Raw genomic sequence first — 20,539 nt, forward strand, 5'->3', positions numbered from 1 at the left:
CTAGGCTCCATATTGCTTGATAAGTGAAAGTACGTAGCTTTTTGCTAACTTTTCACTGTGTTTAAACTGATTATTGTCTGATTTACTCAGTACTGCTCTTAACCATAGGCCATCGATCATTGCGGCGCTAAGTTCTGCAGCTTGCTTTGCTTGCTCAATAGGCATTAATTGCTTAAAAGAAAATGCTAAATTACTTTGCAAGCGTTTACTGTTTACGTTTTGTAGTCTGTGTAATTCTTCATCATGCATCGATTGCGCCCAAAAACTTAACCACGTTCGGGTTGTATCATTACGCTGTTGTACAAGCGCAAAGTTGGCTTCGATAATAATCATTAAACGTTCAATGGCATTCGTTTGGTTGTTTACTTTACTTATTAAGCCTTGTTTTAAGCTTGTTAGTAAGTATCTAACAGTGGCTTCAATTAACCCCTGCTTACCACCAAAATAATGACTAATAATACCTGACGATAAACCGGCATTTTTACTAATGCTGTTTATAGTTGTGCCTTGTAGTCCATTAGTTGCAACTGACTCTATAGTCGCGTCAATTAGCTGCTGACGTCTGACAGGTTCCATTCCGACTTTAGGCATAATTTTTATTAATTGAACGTTCAATAAACATAAGCTTAAGGTAATAGCTCTAACAATTCAAGGCTGAAGTAAATATCTAGATGCCAAAATGTAGATTAATCATTAATAAAAGCGCAACTAATGCGATAAAGAAGATAAGGTTTTACTTTGTTTTATTTTATTTAAAACAAAGGCTTGTGAATTTTATTTTGAAATTAAATAATAGTAATGATTTGTTTACAGCAACAAATGAATAAAATGTTCAATAATCATTAGTGCAGTAATAGTTAGAGTACTAATGGTATTAATTTAATACAAAAGGGCACTAAACCTGCAATTGCTTAGTGCTCTAATAAATTTATATAGAGAGTAAACTTTGTAGTTTTATCGTTTTAAAGCGCTTGGTTTTGAAAGGTCAGGCATTATTAATAACGCCTTTAAAAAGTAGGGGGTAACGTCTTAGTCTATTGCCAATATAGTCATCAGCTAAAATTTGCTGGCAAATAAAGTCTATATCTTTGCTTGCTTCAAAAACCCAATCAAAGCGCTCTATAGCCAGTAAAAAACCACGCTTTAAATGAGTTTGAGCACGGTACTGTTCTAAATTGTCTTGAATAATTGAGACTTTGCTTGGATCAGCTCTAAGCTCTTCTACTACTTGGTTTATAAAAGTAGTATTGAGCTTACTGGTAGGGCGGTGTCTGCGTTTTCGTGGGTGCATTAGCTCTCGTTTGCAATGTTATATAATTTTTTCAAAAAGTCGTCTTTATGCTTTTCATGTTCGTAGTCAAGGTGGTAAGTATTATGAAAACCAAAGCGCAGTTCAACGCCGCTACCTTGTAGGTATACTGTGTAGCCATCTACGTCTGAATAAGCAGTAACACCTTGATAATGCTTGCCTTCATTAGTCATTTCACCTTTTTGAATTATACGTTCATATACGGCTAAAATCTGTTTATTGTCGATTTCGTTTTTCATGTTTTATGCCCTTCGTTTAGTAACTCATACGATACAGATATGAGGGTCGATCATCTTAAAAACAATAGCTAAAAAAGTGTGATATTGCTTTGTAATTTCGCTTTTTTAAATTATGCTCAAAACTCATTTATTGTTGAGCTTAGAGCATGATAGACAAGGCGTTACTACTAAAAACTCGTGAGTTATCGGATCAATTAATTGCATTGCAAACTCCAATTAGGATACTCGATGCTATTAATTGGGATAAACAAACTAAAGAGGAGTTTTTTAGACAGAAATGTCAAAAAAACCCACTCATCGATCGTGCATATTATCAACAGCGCGACCTTGGTTTTGTACCTAGCGAGTTACGCCAAGCATTTTCTACTTTGCACCGTAACATTATTAACCAATTGGGGCAGTTAAATCCGATTGCTCAATATATGGGAAAAATGTGCACCGAGTATAAAACGGTATTAAGTATGCTTGAGTATCGTGGAACGCCAGAGTTTCATGACTTATCAGTGGAGTTATTTGGACACCCTAAAGACTTATTCCATGCTGGTGAGCCCTCACTTTCTGAGCTAGCTAATATGCTAGATAAACCGCTGCAAAATTTACTTATAGCCGACATACTGCCTGACGACCCTAAAAATATTGATGCTGTTGATGCTGTGCGTATTTTGTCTGAGCAAGTAAATGCCAGTATGGCAGGCATAAATGTAGAGGTAATGCTTAGCGATGGTATTGTTAGTGATGCAGCCGCAGGTGCTAATAATATAAAGCTTAATCAAGATGTTAAGTTTTCTCAGCGTGAACTTGATATATTGGAAGTTCACGAAGGGTGGATACACGTAGGTACCACTCAAAATGGTTTAGCACAGCCGTATTTAACATGTTTGAGTAAAGGCACGCCTAGCTCTACTATTACCCAAGAAGGCCTAGCGGTATTAACCGAAATTATTACTTTAAAATCGACCCCAAGGCGCTTATCTAAATTAGTTAACCGTATTCAGGCCGTTACAAAGGTAATAGATGGCGCTGAGTTTGTAGACATTTACCGTGATTACGTAGCGCAAGGTTTATCAAAAGATGACAGCTACACACTCGCGCAGCGTGTATTTAGAGGCAGTACGCCAACAGGTTTGCCTTTTACAAAAGATATTGCCTACATTAAAGGCTTTGTATTGGTTTATAACTTAATACGCGTTGCAATACAGCTTGGTCGAATAGATAGACTCCCTTTATTACTGGTAGGTAAAATATCGATAGATGATTTTAGATTAATATCGCAGCTTCATGATTTAGGTGTAATTGAGAGCCCACAATTTGTGCCACCACACTTTAAAGACTTACGCGGTTTGGCAACTTGGTTGAGCTTTGGCCGCTTTATTGGCGATTTATCGTTTGAAAAGTTAGAAAACGATTATAAACCGTTATTTTTATAATTAATCAACATAACCTACCTACATAAAAAAAGCCCATAACGGGCTTTTTAAATAAAGTACTTTAGGTTTTGCTATCGAGCGTTGGTGCTTTCAAATATTTTGTCAGCTGAGGCTGCAACAAAACCAGTATAAAGCTCACCGTCGGCTTTAGGGTAACGAATAGCAAACTCATAAAAACAGCTAGGGATGCTCATATCACCGTCACTAAAGGTAACAGAGTATTCATCAGCAAGTGTTGACGATTGCTCTAGTAACACCTCTGGTGAGCCTTTAACTTCACCGCCTGACGTATTAAGCGAAAAGCCGGCGTCTTTTAGGGCTTGGTTAACATCATGAATGTTATCAAACTTAGCAAGCGTATTAATATTTACTGTAAAGTGATTGGCGCGGTAACCCCACGCCGACATCCACGCTGCATACTCGCTTTCAGCTAGCAGCTGCTTATAAGTATCGGTGCTTACTTGCCAATGCGTGCCTGAATACAAAAAGTTCTCTGCTGTTACTGCGCTTTCGTCAATTTTGTCAATCATGTCGGTTACGATGGCTTGTAACTCAGGCGAGCATTTTTCTACTAGTAGCTCAGAGATAAACACTTTTGGCTGATTAGGATCGCTATGCTCGTAGTGCTTTGCGTAAAGTTTTTTAGCTTCAAAGTGGTACTCACCACATTCTTTGTAACCAATAGCTAAAAAGTGAGCAGCGAGTTTTTCAAGACCTACTTTTTCAATATTAAATGTACGCAGCGCAATATGATCGTTAATAATGTCATCTTTTTGCGTTGACCCTAAAAGGTCATGAATTTTATCTGCCGATGGTGTTACGTTTAAGTAGTTTTTCCAAAGGCTCTCAAATAATGTGTTTACATCAGTATGCATGTTAAATCCTTAAATCTAAAATTTTGGTTTATTACTTATTCAATTATCAAGCCTGGCGCTAGGGTTTGCGGTAAGCTCACTTTGTCTGACTCAACAGATGCCACAGGGTATGCACAATAATCGGCGGCATAATAGGCACTTGCTCTGTGATTACCACTGGCGCCTATGCCGCCAAATGGAGCCGCGCTAGAGGCACCCGTAATAGGGCGGTTCCAGTTAACAATACCTGCACGAATGCGCTTTAAGAAGTGAGTGTAATCATCTTCACTGTCGCTAAGTAAACCTGCAGATAAGCCAAAGCTTGTGTTGTTAGCTTCAATAATTGCGCTGTCAAAGTCGTTGTAACGATACACTTTAATAAGCGGTCCAAAATGCTCTTCATCTGGCATGTCGGTAATGTTTGTTACATCAATAATGCCTGGGCTTACAAAACCGGTGCCTGATTTTAATTGCTTAAGTTCAACAAGGATTTGCGCGCCTTTTGACACTAATTCACTTTGCGCAGCGACCATACCCAGTGCTGCTTTTTCGCTTATCATTGCACCCATAAAAGGCTGCTCTGTAGCAAAACTGTCGTCTACAACTATGTTTTTAGTCGCGCTTATTAGCTTTTCTAAAATAGCATCGCCATTGAGCGATTTTTCAATAAATAAGCGGCGTGCACACGTACAGCGCTGACCTGAGGTAATAAAGCCTGATTGAATAATATCGTGCACAGCAGCGCTTACATCACTCACGTCTTTTACAATAAGAGGATTATTACCGCCCATTTCAAGTGCTAAAATTTTGCCAGGGTGCCCTGCAAATTGCTTATGTAGTAAGTGACCTGTGTTTGAGCTACCGGTAAAAAACAATCCATCTATATCTTTATGAGAAGCAAGCGCTTTGCCTGTTTCAATTTCACCTTGCACAAGGTTAATAACACCTGCTGGTAAGCCCGCTTTTAACCAAAGTGAGAGGGTGAATTCTGCAACGTGCGGTGTTAGTTCTGATGGCTTAAATACTACGGTGTTGCCTGCTAAAATTGCAGGAACAATATGCCCGTTTGGTAAATGCCCCGGAAAGTTATACGGGCCAAAAATAGCCACAACGCCATGCGGTTTGTGTCTAATAAGCGCTTTAGCACCGGGCATTGGGTTTTCGGTTGTACCGGTACGCTCATGGTACGCTTTTACAGATATAGCTACTTTGCCTGTCATTGCACCCACTTCGGTGCGGGTTTCCCATAATGGCTTACCTGTTTCGCGTGCAATAATGGTCGCAAATTCTTCACTGTGTTCTTTTAATTGAGCGGCAAAGTTTTCTAAAATGGCTATACGCTCTTCAAGCGGCTTATCTGCCCATTGTACCTGTGCTGCTCTGGCTGCTTTTATAGCTGAATCTACTTGATCAGCGTTTGCGCCATTACCTTGCCATACCACATCGCCATTACTTGGATTGATTGACTCAAATGCTGGACCTTGCCCTGCATGCCACTGATTATTAATTAGGTGTGTATTCATAAATTATTTACAGGCGGAAAAATCGCGCTGCATCTCCTTGGCTTAAATTAAGTGCTTTAGCCACATCTTGGCTAATGACGAGAGTATGTTTTGCATGATTGTAATGTGCGTCTTTGGTAAATGTTGCTCTAAAGCCACTTACGCCTTGATTACATACAGCCAGCGTATCAGAGCTATTTTGTGATATGTGATCAAGCTCACCAATAGTAATAGGGCAAACTTGAGAGTCGCGAATGCTGCGAATATTACCAAGCTTTGCTTCAACCGTTGGGCCTGCGTCAAATAAGTCAACGTAGCCTCTGTGCTCAAAACCTTCTTTTTCTAATAATTTTAGCGCAGGTTTTGTTTTTTCATGCACATGCCCAATAACTGCTTGGGCTTTTTTGCTAAGCAAGTTCACATAAATAGGGTATTTAGGCATTAACTCGCTAATAAATACCTTATCGCCTAAGCCAACTAAGTGATCCGCTTCTGGAAATTCAATACTAAAAAAGTGCTCTTGCAGCCATTGCCAAAAAGGAGAATGGCCGTCTTCGTCGCTAACACCGCGCATTTCTGCGATAACAGTATCGGCAAAACGCTCGCTATGCTGAGCCATAAACAAAAAGCGTGAACGTGATAAAAATCGACCTGTTAAACCTTTACGGCTATTTTCGCGCAAAAATAATGTGCATATTTCAGAGCAACCTGTGTAGTCGTTACACATGCTTAAAATATCAACGGTGTTATATACATTTAAAGTAGGCGAGTGGTGTACTGTTTTACCTAAATGATAATGATATAAAGGCACCGATAAACCTACTGCGGCTTCTATAGCGGTTGTGCCAATAACGTCACCTGTTTCACTGTCCTCTAAAACAAATAAATAGCTTTCATCAAGTGGCTGGTTAATGTTTTTGGCAAAGCTTTTTTCAGCACGTTCAATTTTTTCTTTAAGCTGTGCATCGTCCACAGGTAAAGAGGTGAACCCATGACCGGACTCAATCGCTATTTGTTTAAGCGCGTCAAAATCATTGGCAGTAATAGGACGTAATACTTGCATTTATTGCTTGCTCCAATAGCACGCCAGTAGGCGTGCTAATTTAAACTATATTAACCGTTTACTACATCGCTAACGGCTTTTTCAAAGCGCGCTAAGCCTTCTTTAATATCTTCAAACGGGATAACTAAAGACGGTGTAAAGCGAATTACATTCATGCCAGCTACAAGGTTCATTAAACCATTATTAGCACTGGCTACTAAAAAGTCGCGTGCACGTCCTTCAAATTTGTCATTTAGTACTGCGCCAATTAATAAGCCTTTACCACGTACTTCGCTAAATACGTTGTATTTTTCGTTGATTGCGTTTAATCCGTCACGGAATAATTGCTCCCGCTCTTTAACACCGTTTAGTACGTCAGGTGTATTTACTGTATCAAATGCCGCTTCGGCTACCGCACAAGCAAGTGCGTTTCCGCCATAAGTAGAACCGTGAGTACCAATTTTTAAATGCTCAGCAATTGGTGTACGAGTGATCATAGCGCCAATTGGAAAACCACCACCCAATGCTTTTGCCGTTGTTAAAATGTCAGGAACAACCCCTAAACCTTCATAAGCGTATAAATCGCCTGTGCGACCAACACCTGTTTGTACTTCATCAAAAATAAGTAACGCGTTATGTTTAGTACAAAGTTCACGTACTTTTTTAGCAAATTCATCTGTTGGTGAAATAATACCGCCTTCACCTTGTAATGGTTCCATCATAACAGCACATGTTTTATCGCTGATCAGCGCTTCAAATGCTGCTATATCGTTAAAATCACAATGTACTATGTCAGCAGGTTTAGGACCAAAGCCGTCCGAATATGCAGCTTGCCCGCCCACAGTGACTGTGAAAAATGTTCGACCATGGAAACCTTTATTAAATGCAATTATTTGCGTTTTTTCAGCGCCATATACGTCCAGTGCATAACGACGCGCTAGCTTAAGCGCTGCTTCGTTTGCTTCTGCGCCTGAGTTTGCAAAGTAAACTTTATCAGCGAATGTTGCTTCAACCATTTTTTGAGCTAAACGAAGTGCTGGCTCATTAGTCATAACATTCGATAAATGCCAAATTTTTTCGCCTTGCTCTTTTAATGCTTTAACTAATGCAGGATGACAGTGACCCAAACAGTTAACGGCAATACCACCAGCAAAATCGATAAACTCGTTATCATTTTGATCCCAAACGCGTGAACCTTCACCACGAACTGGAATGATTGCTGATGGATTATAGTTTGGTACCATTACGTCGTTAAATAAGTCTCTTGTTACTTGCATTTTTACACCTAAATTTAATGGGCTTAGATAAAAGATTAGTTGCTAACTCAAAGAAGAATATAGCCTTTATTCTTCAGCAAACACGTTATTATTTCTTGTGGAGGTCATTATCGAAGGTTAGCTATTAAAATTGCAGTGCTATTTTGTGAAAAATGATTAAAATAAAAGACAAAATAACGAAGAAAATAACCATTATGATAACTCCACAAGATGAAAAGCTACTTTCTGTACTAAAAACAAACGCTAGAGCGAGTATTTCTGATCTTGCTCGAATGCTTGACTTATCTCGTTCAACGGTACAAAGCCGTATGCTCAAACTAGAAGAAACGGGTGTAATTAAAGGCTATAGCGTTGATTATGGAGATGACTACCTCAGTAAAATGGTATCAGCTCATGTGTCTATAAAAGTAAGACAAAAACTAACAACTAAAACAAATATTGAGCTTAAGCAAATTGATGCAATTTCGCAGCTCTATGCCATAAGTGGTGAGTTTGATTTAATTGCTGTAGTACAGGCTCAAAATTTAGAGCAGCTTAGCCATTTACTTGACGATATAGGAAATCTGGATGGAGTAGAGCGCACAACATCTTCTGTTATTTTAGAAACTAAATTTAAGCGCTAGAGTCAGTGAGTTTTTGTTTTAGTCGTTAAGTGAACACTCGGTATACTTTAGGTAAGTAATAGAAAGGCTAGGGTTTGTTGATCTTTCAAGGTTGAATTTTCAGTAGCCTGTTTAGTATTCAGGCAAGGCAGAGCCTATGCAGTGTGGTTACTCCCCATAAATGGGCGATAACGTAGCATTAATGCCAAACAGGCGCTGCTCAAAGGGTTCTTCCTAGGAGCTATTTACTCTTTGTTGCCTGCATGGATGTAGGTAAGGGGCGTGAGCAAGACGCGGAAGCTTTGCTCGGTTTTTACTTATTCTTACATGGGTGTAAGCCATTAGAACAACGCAGGAGCAGTTATTGAGCCCACTAGGTTACAAATCTCGCGCCGCGATTAAATAGCACCTAATTTGAACAAATTTTAATCCTCAAAGATCAACAGACCCTAGATATAAATGCATTAATTTAAATATTTAAGTGTACTTTTTATAAGCTAATAGCAGTAGAACATAGATTTAAATATTGAAGCCATTGATAAGATACAAAATTTTGTAAGGAGAATTTATGCTTTTTTAATATGCATGACTATACTCATTTTAATTTGTACAATATTTAGTAATGGATTATGCCTGCATATTTTTTTACCCTCTTATTGGGTTTAACTGAGCCTCTTCAGTTTGGGACAAACTTACCCACCAGTGCACCTAATAATGCAGTCAACCAAGTTGAGTGTATTTTATTTGAAATGGGAGCCCCTTTTCAGCTACAAACCTTGCCATGGTTACGTGCACGTCGAGAAGTAAAGTTAGACCGCTTAGATGGTTATTTCACAACTCATTTAATGCCTGAAATGAAGGCCTATGGGCGCATATCATCCCCCATATTTTTAGAAAGCTGGTACTGGTTTACTCATCCAGAGAGCATTAATAAACCAAAAAATAAAATGCGTTATGGTGCAGTAAGAGGGAGTTACCAGGCTAATTGGTTTAAAACTCAGAATATTATTGCTGAGGTAGAAGTAAATTCATTAGAAGAAATAGTAAATGTTATGCACCATAAGCGGATTGATAGAATTCTACTTGATTTAGACGATTTTGAATTAGCAGCCTCAAAGCTAGGCATTAATGAAGATGAGTATCAAAGAGAATTTTTTAGGTATGTACCTTTGGGATTATTTGCTTCGCATTCACTTATTAAACGCTTCCCTAAATTTATGCAGCAGTTTGATGAAAATATAAATACTTGCGCGCAGGCTCCATTTTCACTATCAAAAAGTGAAGAAAAGCAAATACTTGATAGATTGTCCAGTAGTGCTAAAACCTTACTAAACTTACCTAGTTTAGTAGAACAAGTTCAAATAAGTAATGAGTCTCCCTTAAGTGAATCTGAAATTAAAAGACTAGACCAGCTATGGATAAAAGAAAGTAAACAAGTAAAGCACCCTGATGGATTAGCTATGCTTAATTTACCGTTATCTAAAGTATTTAAAAAATGGCAATCTCAATTCAAAGGTGTTGTTACTGAGCTAATATTGACTGATAACCAAGGAAAAAACATCGCTATTAGTAAGCTAACCAGTGACTACTGGCAAGGAGATGAAAATAAGTTTACTAAAACATTTAAACAGTCAAAAGATTTTAACTTTGATAGCGTCACATATGATGCATCAACACATCATTTTCAAGTTCAGCTAAGTTTTCCTGTTTTAGATGATAATAATAGTCATATTGGAGTGTTGATTTTAGGTGTTGATGTAGAAAAAGCACTTCATTCGTCAAATGAAAAGAGTAATTAACTCATTACCTTTCACATAAGTTAGCTAAGCTTTAATGCTTTAGCTTAGCTAACTAGATGCTATGGAAGTGTTTTTTCTGAAATAGGTTTTTTTCTTATAACTTCTTTTTTGGCTTTATCAAGCTTTATAAAATAAGCATTACCGCCTATGCCTTTAAACTCTTCATCTGTAAATACAATCGTGTTGTCATCAAAAAAGGTGACTGCTTCTTTTTGAGTAACAATCCCTAAATCTATTTTTGATACATCACCAGAGAAAAACTTATCACCTTCAAAGTTTTCAAATAACCAAAGACTGGTTGAATCAAGTAAGACTAATTTTTTACGATCGGGGCTGAGCGCAGCAGAGGTTATCCAGCATAGTTTTTCAAGCGTGGTACACGTTTTAAAAGAGTCAATTAGTTCAGCATCAAAATTTGCTGCATGATCGCCCACTTTATACACTTTAGTAATACCATCGAAAGGTTCTGTGCGGTTTTTAGTAAATAAATATAAATGACGACCTAGTGCTACAAATGCTTCTAAATCAAAATTACGGTTATTAGGTTTTATTGGGCTTCCATCCATTTCAGGGTAGGTAAACTTAATTATTTCGGCTTGGGTCGTATCTGTTTTTATATCTATCGGGTTTTCTATTTTATAAATAGTCAGCCATCTACGATCGTTTTTGTTATTACCAAAATCCCCTAAAAAAAAGTGCCCAAATTTGTTTTGGGTCATGTCTTCCCAATCAATGTTTTTAGCATTTTCAACCAAAATTTCTTTGGCGATAGAACCATCTTTGTTAAGGCGGTAAAGCTTGGGTTCATTGCCTCCATCGTTAATAGCCCATAGACGTTTTTGTTTATCAAATTCAATACCTGAGATTTCTTTTAATTTAGGATCAACTGAGATTTCTTTTTTACTATAAAGGGTATAGATTGAAGAACCAACAAGTGTGGCTATTATTAAAAAGATGATGGCTATAGTTATTAAAATGCTTTTTTTCAACATGAAAATTATGATATTTCAGAGTATTAAGATGCTGTGTATTATCGCTGATGAAAGTACAGAACAAAAGAATTTTATAAATTTAGGCAATACTTTTGGATTATTTAACTTTAAATTCGATTAAATAAATAATATGTGATGTACGCTTAGTTGGTTCAAATATTGCTCTGTACTACTGAGCTTTTTAAAAAAGATTGTTTATATACTAACCGCACTTTTTAAGTGCAGAAAAAATGAATTGTTGCACTGTAATAATGCGTAAATAAAGTTTTGGTTAACTTACAACGTGTTTAATGATTTTGAATGGAATCCACATCGCCTTTTTGTTTAGTTGTATGGCCTGTGGCAAAGATTAAGTACCCTTTTTGGTTTAGTTGGAGCCTGCTATGTTGAATAAACGTTTTTTTAAAACAAAAGATGAAGCTGAAGTAACCTTTGAATTTTCTCATCCAGAGGCAGAAGAAGTTTGCTTACTAGGCGAATTTAATGATTGGCAACCTGTGCCAATGAAGCTTAATAAAAAACAAGGTGTGTTTAAATTTAAGCAACGCTTACCTATCGATCAACAATTTCACTTTCGTTATTTAATAAATGGAGACATTTGGGATAACGACCACCAAGCTGATGGTTATATTGGCAATACATTTGGCACAGAAAACAGCATAGTAAATACTCAACGCATTAATTAAGGCGATTCAATGGATGCTCTTTCGCAGTTGTTTTACCTGCATGGTATTGGCTTTGAATTCACTAAGTATACAGGTGAACAGGTGTTTTTTAGCGAAGACACGCGTAAACGTGCTTTGCAATGTTGCGGTGTTGATACAAATAACGAAGCCGAAATAACTCAACTAACTTATGATTTAGATGCATCGCTTTGGCTGGATTTAGTACCCAGTGTGAGTTTGGTTGACCAAAAAAAATGCGCTTTAAAGCTTCGTATAGACGAACGTCAGCAGTATTTAGCCGCCAACATTAATGTCCCTTCTCTTGGGATGAATATAGCGGTTGAGAACCTTTATAATTTGGTAGTTACAGGTGAATATTACTTACATGGCGTTCGCTATATTGAGCTAGCACTACCCATAGAAACTATGCCAATTGGCTATCATGACGCTAATGTTCAGGTAGGTGAGCAACACGCTATTACACAAATTTGGTGCGTGCCTGAGCAAGTCTATCAAGTTGAAGACACAAAGCGCACTGGATTATCTATTCAGCTTTACACATTAAAAAATAAAGCGCATTTAGGTATTGGCGATTTTGACGATTTACTAACGCTTACAAAATTATGTAGCTCGCAAAATATGGATTACATATTACTTAATCCACTGCATTTGTTATTTGCTGATATGCCAGAGCGTGCAAGCCCTTATAGCCCTAGTAGTCGGGCTTTATTAAACCCTCTTTATATTTCTATAGTATTAAGCGAAGACGCACAAAATAACGCAGTTCTACATGACCTCATGCAACGAGACGATGTAATTACACTTATAAAAAGTAATGATCAATTTATAGATTATGAAAATGTAAGCCGTATAAAGTATGCGTTATTTGAAGCGCTTTATAATCAGTTTGAATTAACGGCAAGTGATGAGCGTCGCCAAGCGTTTACTGATTTTTGTAATACTCATTCAACTACGTTAAATACCCTCGAATCAGATAACTTAACATTTGATTATTACCTGCAGTGGCAAGCGCATACGCAATTGGCACTGTGTCAACAAAGTTGTGCAGAGCGAGGTATGGCTATTGGCTTAATAAATGATTTAGCTGTTGGTTGTGCGGGTGATGGGGCCGAGTTTAAAAATCAAAAGCCACTGTTTAGCCAAGGTGCAAGTGTAGGTGCTCCACCAGATCCATGGGCCGAAGCTGGCCAAAACTGGGGGCTTCCAGCACTAAATCCTCAAAGTCTTAGTAATAATCACTACCAATTCTATCGCTCGCTCATTCGCGCAAACATGCAAAATGTAGGTGGACTTAGAATTGACCACGTAATGGCTATTAGGCGCCTATGGTGGTGCTTTGAAAGCAATGGTGAACAAGATGGCTGTTATGTTTACTACCCGTTTGAGAACTTACTCGCCATTTTAAAAATTGAATCACATATTAATCAGAGTATTGTTATTGGAGAAGATTTAGGCGTTGTGCCGCCAGAGGTAAGGCAGGCTTTGGCATCTAGCGGTATTTTTTCTAACAGCTTATTTTATTTTGAAAAACAACACAGTGGTGAGTTTTTATCGACAGATGAGCTAGCAACACAGTGTTTGTTAATGATAGCCAATCATGATGTACCGCCTTTTACAGGTTGGTGGCAGCATGCTGATTTAAATATTAAGCAACGATACAAGCTTATTACTTGCAATGAATACGAGCAATTAAAGCAACAACGAATAGAAGAGAAACATAGGATACTACGATTTATTAATCGCCATACCAATACAACCGAGCTTCTATTACATAGTAATTCAGTCGAAGTATATAACGCACTAGCATTATGTTTGGCGGGTTCTCAATCGCGTTTATTTGCAATACAAATAGATGATTTAGATGAGCAGAAGTATCCGGTTAATATCCCCGGGACAGACAAAGAATATCCTAATTGGCGACGTGTATTAACGCATACCAGTGAAGAAATTTTTACCAAAAATGCCTCACTTTTAGCTGCTATCGATTCAATAAGGAAAGGTTAAATGAGCAGTACAACTAATGAAAATAGTTACGATGCACAAGTGCATGCATTAAATACAGGACGATTTAAAGACCCATTTAGCTTTTTAGGGGCACATAAAACAGATGCTGAGGTTGAAATCCGTCTTTACTTACCTTGTGCAATAAACGTAAGTGTTACATTAAATAATAAAAGCATTGAGGCGCAGCGCTACCAACAAAGTGACTTATTTATAGCTAAAGTTGATGCTCTACCCACCGCGCCTTATCAATGCATTGCTAAGTACACAAATAGCAGCACTACCTTTTATGATGAATATAGCTTTGAAAGCACACTTGATGCAGAGGCAATGTATTTATTTAACGAAGGCAGCCTTGAACATGCTTACTCTCATTTTGGTGCACATTTTAGTACTCAACAAAACGTAGAGGGTGTGCGCTTTTGTGTATGGGCACCCAACGCAGCAAGTATTTCTATTATTGGTGAGTTTAATTTTTGGCAAGCTAATCGCCACTTTATGCGTTTTCATCCTGCAAGTGGTGTATGGGAGTTATTCGTACCAGGCCTTAAAGCCGACATGTGCTACAAATTTGCAATTACCGCGCAAAGTGGAGAAGTACTCGAAAAAGCCGACCCCTATGCCTTTAAAATGCAACAAGCACCGGGTACTGCAAGTGTTCTGCAGTATAAACCAGAACCTATAAAGCTTGGCGAAAAGGCACTTCAAAACAGGCAAAAACGCAATCATATTGATGCGCCAATTAGTATTTATGAAGTGCATTTAGGCTCATGGCAACGCGCTGAAAACAACCGTTATTTAAGTTACACAGAGCTTGCTGACAAACTCGTTAGCTACGCCCTTGAAATGAATTTTACTCACTTACAACTTATGCCAATAAGTGAATACCCGTTTGATGGTTCGTGGGGGTATCAGCCTGTTGGTTTATTTGCACCTACTAGCCGTTTTGGCGACTACAACAGCTTTAAATACTTTGTAGAGCAGTGCCATAAAGCGAATTTGGGTATTTTACTTGATTGGGTACCAGGGCATTTTCCTAGTGATCCGCATGGTTTGCACCGATTTGATGGCACTCATTTATATGAGCATGCCGATAAGCGCCAAGGTTTTCATCCTGATTGGAATACCTACATTTATAACTACGACCGCCCTGAAGTTAAAAGCTTTTTGATTTCAAATGCTATGTATTGGTTACATCAATTTGGTTTAGATGGTCTGCGTGTAGATGCCGTAGCCTCTATGTTGTATTTAGATTACAGCCGAAAAGAAGGCGAGTGGGTTGCTAATTGTTATGGCGGGCGCGAAAACTTAGGTGCAATTGAGTGCCTAAAGCAAGTCAATATGCGCAGCTATAAAAACAACTCAGGCATTATGATGGTGGCTGAGGAGTCAACAGCGTGGCCGGGCGTCACGCAAAGTGTTGAGCACAACGGTTTAGGCTTTGGATATAAGTGGAATATGGGTTGGATGAACGATAGTTTGCATTACATGCAGCACGACCCTCTTTATCGTCAGCATCATCATCATGAAATGACTTTTTCGATGGTATACGCTTTTAGTGAAAACTATATATTGCCATTAAGCCACGATGAAGTAGTCCACGGTAAAGGATCGTTAATTGAAAAAATGCCAGGCGATGATTGGCAGAAATTTGCTAATTTACGCGCTTACTACGCATTTATGTGGGCACATCCGGGTAAAAAACTCTTGTTTATGGGCGGTGAAATTGCACAGCGAAAAGAGTGGGGACACGATCATTCTATCGATTGGCATTTACTTGAGCACCAAAGCCATAACGGTATAAAGCACACCGTAAAAGCGCTCAATACCGTTTATAAAAACCAACCCGCGTTGTATGAGCTAGATTCGAGCGCGGCTGGTTTTACCTGGATAGATAACAATAATAATCAGCAGAGTATTTTAAGCTTTGTTCGCTATGCTAAAAACGCAAAAGACTTTGTGGTTGTTATTGCTAATTTTACCCCCGCGTCCTATGAAAACTACGTTATTGGCGTACCGAGTAAAGGGCGTTATAAAGTTGTTTTAAATACAGACGATACTCAGTTTTTTGGCTCTGGCGTTGAGGTAACTAAAGATTCATCGCAGATAGTTCACGCTATAAATGAATCAAATCATGGGTTTAAACACAGTATTTCAATTGCCTTTGGTGGCTTAACAACTATTTACTTACAAAAGGTTGATGATGAGTAACCAATTTGATGTAGCCCCCGGTAATGTAGAACCGCTAGGTTCTAGTGTTATTAATAATGGGGTTAACTTCGCGCTTTATGCGCCAGGTGCAAGCCAAGCCTATGTGTGTTTGTTTGATAAAAGTGGCCATTCAGAAATTCTAAAAATGGCGATGAATATTAACGAAGGGGGTATTTGGAGTATTCATATTTCGCCATTAAGCGCCGGCGCACTTTATGGCTTTAGAGTTGAGGGTGAATATAACCCTAAAAATGGCCAACTATTTAACGAAAATAAACTACTGATAGACCCATACGCAAAAGACTTGTTTGGTGAGTTTACATGGAGCGAACGCCATTATGGGCAAATGCCAATTGGCACTAAAAGCACCGTAAATAATGCGATTGATATACCTAAGTCAAAAGTAGCACCCCCTACGTTGTATGCGCATAAAAAGCCAAACCACCGTTGGTCAAACACGGTTATTTACGAGTGCCATGTTAAAGGCACAACGTGTCGTCATCCTAAAATACCTAAATCTCTACAAGGAAAGTTTTTAGGGTTAAGCCACCCAAGCTTTATTGAGCATTTACAAAGCTTTGGCATTACAGCAGTTGAGCTTTTACCTGTTCATTCTTTTATTAGTGAGCAATTTTTAACAGGAAAAGGGCTGCAAAACTATTGGGGTTATAACACGCTTAACTTTTTTACCCCCCATAGAGACTATTTAGTAAACGACGATATAAACGAGTTTAAGCAAATGGTGCGCGAGCTTCATGCTGCCGACATAGAAGTTATTTTAGATGTTGTTTATAACCATACAGCAGAGGCTGGGGCCGATGGCCCTATATTATCGCTAAGAGGCTTTGATAACTTAGCGTATTACCGCACAGTGGAGGGTCAGCCTAATGTATACATAAACGATACCGGCTGTGGAAATACCATAAATATTGATCACCCTAAAACACTGCAACTTGTACTTGATAGCCTTCGTTATTGGGTTGAGGTAATGGGGGTTGATGGTTTTAGGTTTGATTTAGCGACCATTTTAGGGCGCTCAAAAGCAGGCTTTAGCTCTGCGCATACTTTTTTACAAGCAGTAGCCCAAGACCCTGTGCTTAATAAGGTTAAGCTAATAAGTGAGCCTTGGGATATAGGTCCTGGTGGCTATCAGCTTGGGGCATTTCCGCCGCCATGGCGAGAATGGAACGATCAATACCGCGATGTAATTAGACGTTTTTGGCAAAGTGAAACGGGCATAATTGCCAACGTTGCAAAACGTTTGCATGGATCGTTTGATATTTTTGAGCACAGCCAACGTGGACCGCTTAATAGCATTAACTTTATAACGAGTCATGATGGTTTCACGCTTGCCGATTTAGTGAGTTATGAAGAAAAACATAACGAAGCTAATGGTGAGCAAAACAGAGATGGGCACAGTGCAAATCACTCGTTCAACTGTGGAGTAGAAGGCTTTACCAGTGACTCAAAAATAAACGCACTGCGTTTGCAACAACAAAAGAACTTTTTACTTACTTTGATACTCTCAAAAGGTGTTCCCATGATTGCCGCTGGCAGCGAAATGGCGCACTCTCAAGGGGGTAATAACAATGCTTATTGCCAAAATAATCGCACTAGCTGGCTTGCCTGGAAAGATTCTCAGCTTAATCATTCGCTAACACGATTTATTGACGATGCTTTAAAAATTAGACGCGGGCACAGTGCGTTCAAACACAGTGTATTTTTAGATGATATAGACGAGCGTTTTACCGTTAAGTGGTTTACTGAACAAGGTAAAACCATGACCGACGCTCATTGGCATGAAGATACCAGACAGTTTTTAATGTATAGCTTACTTGATAAGCAAAACAATCATGCATTACTGATGGTATTTAATGCCAGTAAAAAAACAGTTTTTTGCCAAATGCCGCCTTCGCCTATTAATGCGCCGTGGCAAATGGTTTTATCAAGTGTAAATAATGCATCTGTGAGTAGTAATGAAGATGCGATGGTTGAAATTTCAGCACAAAGTAGTTGGGTTTTTAGTGCTAATTTAGAGGATGTAAGTCATGGCTAAACAAAGTGAACAAGTGTGTGTAGTAAAGGGCTGGCAAGAAGGTCCTGTTATAGATGAAAGTACGCTTAAAGATGACTTAACACGGCATTTTTATTATACCCTAGGTCGCGATAAGGTCGGCGAATCAAGACTGTATTTATACCATGCTTTAGCGCTGACTATTCGCGACAGACTTGTTGCCCGCTGCAGAGAAACGAACCAACAAATTAAGCAAGAGAAACGCCGCAAAACGGCTTACCTTTCTCTTGAATTTTTAATGGGACGTGCGCTGGGTAATGCAATACTAAACCTAGATTTAGACGACCAAGTTGCTGCTGCATTACAAGAATACTGCACAACAGTAGAAACGCTTGAAGATGCCGAGCACGACGCAGGCCTAGGTAACGGTGGTTTAGGCCGCCTAGCTGCTTGTTTTTTAGATAGCTGTGCAAGTCTAGCGTTACCTGTCATTGGTTATGGCCTTCGTTACGAATACGGCATGTTTAACCAATCAATTAAAGATGGTAACCAAATTGAGCAACCAGATAACTGGCTGCGCGAAGGGCACCCATGGGAGCTAAGCGCGCCAGAACATGCAAAACGTGTGAAATTTGGCGGCTACGTGCAAAGTTACACGGATAAATTTGGCCGAGAGCATCGTCAATGGATGAGTTCACAAGATGTATTAGCTGTCCCTTACGATGTCCCTGTCCCAGGTTATAAAAACAATATTGTAAATACGCTACGCTTATGGAAATCAGAAGCGACAGATGAATTTAATTTGACCGAATTTAATGCAGGCAGTTACTCAGAAGCCGTCGCTCAAAAAAACCTAGCTGAACAAATTACCATGGTGCTATATCCAAACGACAGTAGCGAAAATGGTAAAGAGCTTAGATTGCGCCAACAATACTTTTTATCATCTGCGAGTATTCAAGACGTAGTTGATCAGTGGGTTTCCCAACATGGCGAGAGCTTTAGCGACTTTGCTGATTTTCATGTTTTTCAGTTAAACGATACGCACCCAAGTATTGCTGTTGCAGAGCTGATGCGTATTTTAATTGATGATTACGAACTTGATTGGAACGATGCTTGGCAAATCACTACTAAAACAATGGCCTACACAAACCATACGCTACTTCCTGAAGCGCTTGAAAAGTGGTCTGTTTCGTTGTTTTCAAAATTATTACCACGCATTTTAGAAATAGTTTACGAGATAAACGCACGCTTTTTAGTACAAGTTGCACAGCAATGGCCGGGTGATGTTAATAAACAGCGTGCATTGTCGTTGATTGAAGAGGGCGATGAGCCGCAAATTCGTATGGCTTACTTAGCCATTGTAGGGAGTTACTCTGTAAATGGCGTAGCAGCACTGCATACCGAACTGTTAAAAGCGGGTTTATTTAAAGAGTTTTACGCGCTTTGGCCAGATAAGTTTAATAACAAAACAAATGGTGTTACACCAAGACGTTGGCTTGCGCATTGTAATCCCGTTTTAAGTAAATTAATCAGCGAAAAAATTGGTCATGACTGGGTTAAAAACTTTTCAACAATTAGCGACCTACGTCGTTTTTACGATGACAAAGCATTTCATGGGCAATGGCAAAATGCTAAACGCGAAAACAAACAGCGTTTAGTTGATTTAGTTAAGGCGCGCTGCGATGTTGATTTTGACGTATCGATGATGTTTGACGTACAAGTAAAACGTATCCACGAATACAAACGTCAGCTATTAAACATACTTCATGTTATTCATTTATATGACCGTATTCGCCGTGGTGATACCCAAGGGCTTGTTCCTCGCTGTGTTTTATTAGGTGGTAAAGCAGCACCGGGTTATTACATGGCTAAAAAAATTATTAAGCTTATTAATAACGTGGCAGAAGTTATAAATAAAGACCCGTTAGCAGCCCCGTATTTACGCGTCGCCTTTTTACCTAATTACAACGTAACCGCTATGGAAGTTATTTGTCCTGCAACCGATTTGTCAGAGCAAGTATCTACCGCAGGCAAAGAAGCGTCTGGTACTGGCAACATGAAGTTTATGATGAATGGTGCATTGACGATAGGCACGCTGGATGGCGCAAACATTGAAATTAGAGATGCAGTTGGTGCAGACAACTTCTTTTTGTTTGGGGCACAAGCTCATCAAATTGATGATATTAAGTCACGTTACAATCCTGAGCATTTAATCGCGCAAAATAGCGATTTAAATAATGTAATGCAACTGCTCGAAAGCGGCCATTTTAACTTGTTTGAACCGTGCTTATTTGACGATATAACAAATGCAATTAAAAGCCCACACGATCCATGGCTTGTTGCGCACGATTTTGAAAGTTATGTAGCAGCTCAAAAAGAAGTTGATAAAGCTTACGCAGATCAAACCTACTGGACACAAATGAGTATTTTAAATACGGCAGCCAGTGGCATGTTTTCAAGTGATAGAACCATAAGCCAATACAGTGAAGACATTTGGCATTTAGAACCCCTCAATATTAGTGAAACAGACTTAACGACAACTAAAAGCCATGCCACTAACAGCCTAGACTAAATGGAGAGAGTA

The 20,539-nt window shown here is 38.9% G+C and carries 16 protein-coding genes; 8 read left to right on the forward strand and 8 right to left on the reverse strand.

Going from position 1 to position 20,539, the window contains the following annotated elements:
* From betI to L659_RS0120765, 3 genes are all read right to left on the reverse strand, one after another.
* Complete coding sequence (gene betI, locus L659_RS0120755; RefSeq protein WP_010553010.1) at positions 1-576, reverse strand: transcriptional regulator BetI; 576 nt, start codon at positions 574-576, stop codon at positions 1-3.
* A gap of 409 nt (positions 577-985) precedes the next feature.
* Entirely contained in the window at positions 986-1,291 is a 306-nt protein-coding gene (locus L659_RS0120760) for a hypothetical protein (RefSeq protein WP_024591763.1), read from the reverse strand.
* Entirely contained in the window at positions 1,291-1,548 is a 258-nt protein-coding gene (locus L659_RS0120765) for a DUF3081 domain-containing protein (RefSeq protein ID WP_024591764.1), read from the reverse strand. Before L659_RS0120765 ends, L659_RS0120760 begins: the two co-directional genes overlap by 1 nt.
* A gap of 146 nt (positions 1,549-1,694) precedes the next feature.
* Between L659_RS0120765 and L659_RS0120770 the strand changes: the two genes are divergently transcribed.
* On the forward strand, positions 1,695-2,975 hold the full coding sequence (locus L659_RS0120770) for a flavohemoglobin expression-modulating QEGLA motif protein (RefSeq protein ID WP_008169642.1): 1,281 nt from the start codon (positions 1,695-1,697) through the stop codon (positions 2,973-2,975).
* A gap of 71 nt (positions 2,976-3,046) precedes the next feature.
* On the opposite strand, the gene L659_RS0120775 is transcribed toward L659_RS0120770, so the two are convergent.
* Genes L659_RS0120775 through L659_RS0120790 form a run of 4 tightly spaced genes read right to left on the reverse strand, consistent with a single transcriptional unit; the run spans position 3,047 to position 7,650 of the window.
* Positions 3,047-3,850 carry a DUF1338 domain-containing protein gene (locus L659_RS0120775; protein WP_024591765.1) on the reverse strand — a complete coding sequence of 268 codons (804 nt, stop codon included), beginning with the start codon at positions 3,848-3,850 and terminating at the stop codon, positions 3,047-3,049.
* Between the two features lie 35 nt (positions 3,851-3,885).
* Positions 3,886-5,352 carry a succinylglutamate-semialdehyde dehydrogenase gene (gene astD / locus L659_RS0120780; protein WP_024591766.1) on the reverse strand — a complete coding sequence of 489 codons (1,467 nt, stop codon included), beginning with the start codon at positions 5,350-5,352 and terminating at the stop codon, positions 3,886-3,888.
* Positions 5,353-5,359: 7 nt separating this feature from the next.
* Positions 5,360-6,394 carry an arginine N-succinyltransferase gene (astA, locus tag L659_RS0120785; RefSeq protein WP_007580762.1) on the reverse strand — a complete coding sequence of 345 codons (1,035 nt, stop codon included), beginning with the start codon at positions 6,392-6,394 and terminating at the stop codon, positions 5,360-5,362.
* Between the two features lie 50 nt (positions 6,395-6,444).
* Positions 6,445-7,650, reverse strand: a complete 1,206-nt coding sequence (locus L659_RS0120790) for an aspartate aminotransferase family protein (RefSeq protein ID WP_007580760.1) — start codon at positions 7,648-7,650, stop codon at positions 6,445-6,447.
* Positions 7,651-7,844: 194 nt separating this feature from the next.
* On the opposite strand from L659_RS0120790, the gene L659_RS0120795 reads away from it, so the two are divergent.
* A complete protein-coding gene (locus L659_RS0120795) occupies positions 7,845-8,273 on the forward strand; it encodes an Lrp/AsnC family transcriptional regulator (protein ID WP_002958609.1) in 429 nt (142 codons plus the stop codon).
* 608 nt (positions 8,274-8,881) lie between these two features.
* On the forward strand, positions 8,882-10,051 hold the full coding sequence (locus L659_RS0120800; RefSeq protein ID WP_024591767.1) for a cache domain-containing protein: 1,170 nt from the start codon (positions 8,882-8,884) through the stop codon (positions 10,049-10,051).
* A 59-nt stretch (positions 10,052-10,110) separates the two neighbouring features.
* Here L659_RS0120800 and L659_RS0120805 read toward each other — a convergent pair whose 3' ends face one another.
* A complete protein-coding gene (locus L659_RS0120805; RefSeq protein WP_024591768.1) occupies positions 10,111-11,043 on the reverse strand; it encodes a hypothetical protein in 933 nt (310 codons plus the stop codon).
* A 383-nt stretch (positions 11,044-11,426) separates the two neighbouring features.
* On the opposite strand from L659_RS0120805, the gene L659_RS0120815 reads away from it, so the two are divergent.
* Genes L659_RS0120815 through L659_RS0120835 form a run of 5 tightly spaced genes read left to right on the forward strand, consistent with a single transcriptional unit; the run spans position 11,427 to position 20,527 of the window.
* Positions 11,427-11,729 (forward strand): isoamylase early set domain-containing protein, encoded by a 303-nt coding sequence (locus L659_RS0120815; protein WP_007580752.1) that lies wholly within the window; start codon positions 11,427-11,429, stop codon positions 11,727-11,729.
* 9 nt (positions 11,730-11,738) lie between these two features.
* Positions 11,739-13,733 carry a 4-alpha-glucanotransferase gene (gene malQ, locus L659_RS0120820; protein ID WP_024591769.1) on the forward strand — a complete coding sequence of 665 codons (1,995 nt, stop codon included), beginning with the start codon at positions 11,739-11,741 and terminating at the stop codon, positions 13,731-13,733.
* Positions 13,734-15,941 (forward strand): 1,4-alpha-glucan branching protein GlgB, encoded by a 2,208-nt coding sequence (glgB, locus tag L659_RS0120825; RefSeq protein WP_024591770.1) that lies wholly within the window; start codon positions 13,734-13,736, stop codon positions 15,939-15,941.
* Positions 15,934-17,997, forward strand: coding sequence for a glycogen debranching protein GlgX (gene glgX / locus L659_RS01000000123125; protein WP_024591771.1), 2,064 nt, complete (start codon positions 15,934-15,936; stop codon positions 17,995-17,997). Before glgB ends, glgX begins: the two co-directional genes overlap by 8 nt.
* The gene (locus L659_RS0120835; RefSeq protein ID WP_024591772.1) at positions 17,990-20,527 is read left to right on the forward strand and encodes a glycogen/starch/alpha-glucan phosphorylase; all 2,538 of its coding nucleotides are present in this window, start codon (positions 17,990-17,992) and stop codon (positions 20,525-20,527) included. The genes glgX and L659_RS0120835 overlap by 8 nt, the downstream gene beginning before the upstream one ends.
* The last annotated feature ends 12 nt before the right edge of the window (positions 20,528-20,539 follow it).

Origin of the sequence: Pseudoalteromonas sp. S8-8, assembly GCF_000497875.1 — a bacterium.
GTDB lineage: Bacteria > Pseudomonadota > Gammaproteobacteria > Enterobacterales > Alteromonadaceae > Pseudoalteromonas > Pseudoalteromonas arctica.

Bases quoted from the DNA above. Each gene is read 5' to 3' on its own strand.
- betI (WP_010553010.1), bottom strand. From the start codon at position 576: ATGGAACCTGTCAGACGTCAGCAGCTAATTGACGCGACTATAGAGTCA.
- L659_RS0120760 (WP_024591763.1), bottom strand. From the start codon at position 1,291: ATGCACCCACGAAAACGCAGACACCGCCCTACCAGTAAGCTCAATACT.
- L659_RS0120765 (WP_024591764.1), bottom strand. From the start codon at position 1,548: ATGAAAAACGAAATCGACAATAAACAGATTTTAGCCGTATATGAACGT.
- L659_RS0120770 (WP_008169642.1), top strand. From the start codon at position 1,695: ATGATAGACAAGGCGTTACTACTAAAAACTCGTGAGTTATCGGATCAA.
- L659_RS0120775 (WP_024591765.1), bottom strand. From the start codon at position 3,850: ATGCATACTGATGTAAACACATTATTTGAGAGCCTTTGGAAAAACTAC.
- astD (WP_024591766.1), bottom strand. From the start codon at position 5,352: ATGAATACACACCTAATTAATAATCAGTGGCATGCAGGGCAAGGTCCA.
- astA (WP_007580762.1), bottom strand. From the start codon at position 6,394: ATGCAAGTATTACGTCCTATTACTGCCAATGATTTTGACGCGCTTAAA.
- L659_RS0120790 (WP_007580760.1), bottom strand. From the start codon at position 7,650: ATGCAAGTAACAAGAGACTTATTTAACGACGTAATGGTACCAAACTAT.
- L659_RS0120795 (WP_002958609.1), top strand. From the start codon at position 7,845: ATGATAACTCCACAAGATGAAAAGCTACTTTCTGTACTAAAAACAAAC.
- L659_RS0120800 (WP_024591767.1), top strand. From the start codon at position 8,882: ATGCCTGCATATTTTTTTACCCTCTTATTGGGTTTAACTGAGCCTCTT.
- L659_RS0120805 (WP_024591768.1), bottom strand. From the start codon at position 11,043: ATGTTGAAAAAAAGCATTTTAATAACTATAGCCATCATCTTTTTAATA.
- L659_RS0120815 (WP_007580752.1), top strand. From the start codon at position 11,427: ATGTTGAATAAACGTTTTTTTAAAACAAAAGATGAAGCTGAAGTAACC.
- malQ (WP_024591769.1), top strand. From the start codon at position 11,739: ATGGATGCTCTTTCGCAGTTGTTTTACCTGCATGGTATTGGCTTTGAA.
- glgB (WP_024591770.1), top strand. From the start codon at position 13,734: ATGAGCAGTACAACTAATGAAAATAGTTACGATGCACAAGTGCATGCA.
- glgX (WP_024591771.1), top strand. From the start codon at position 15,934: ATGAGTAACCAATTTGATGTAGCCCCCGGTAATGTAGAACCGCTAGGT.
- L659_RS0120835 (WP_024591772.1), top strand. From the start codon at position 17,990: ATGGCTAAACAAAGTGAACAAGTGTGTGTAGTAAAGGGCTGGCAAGAA.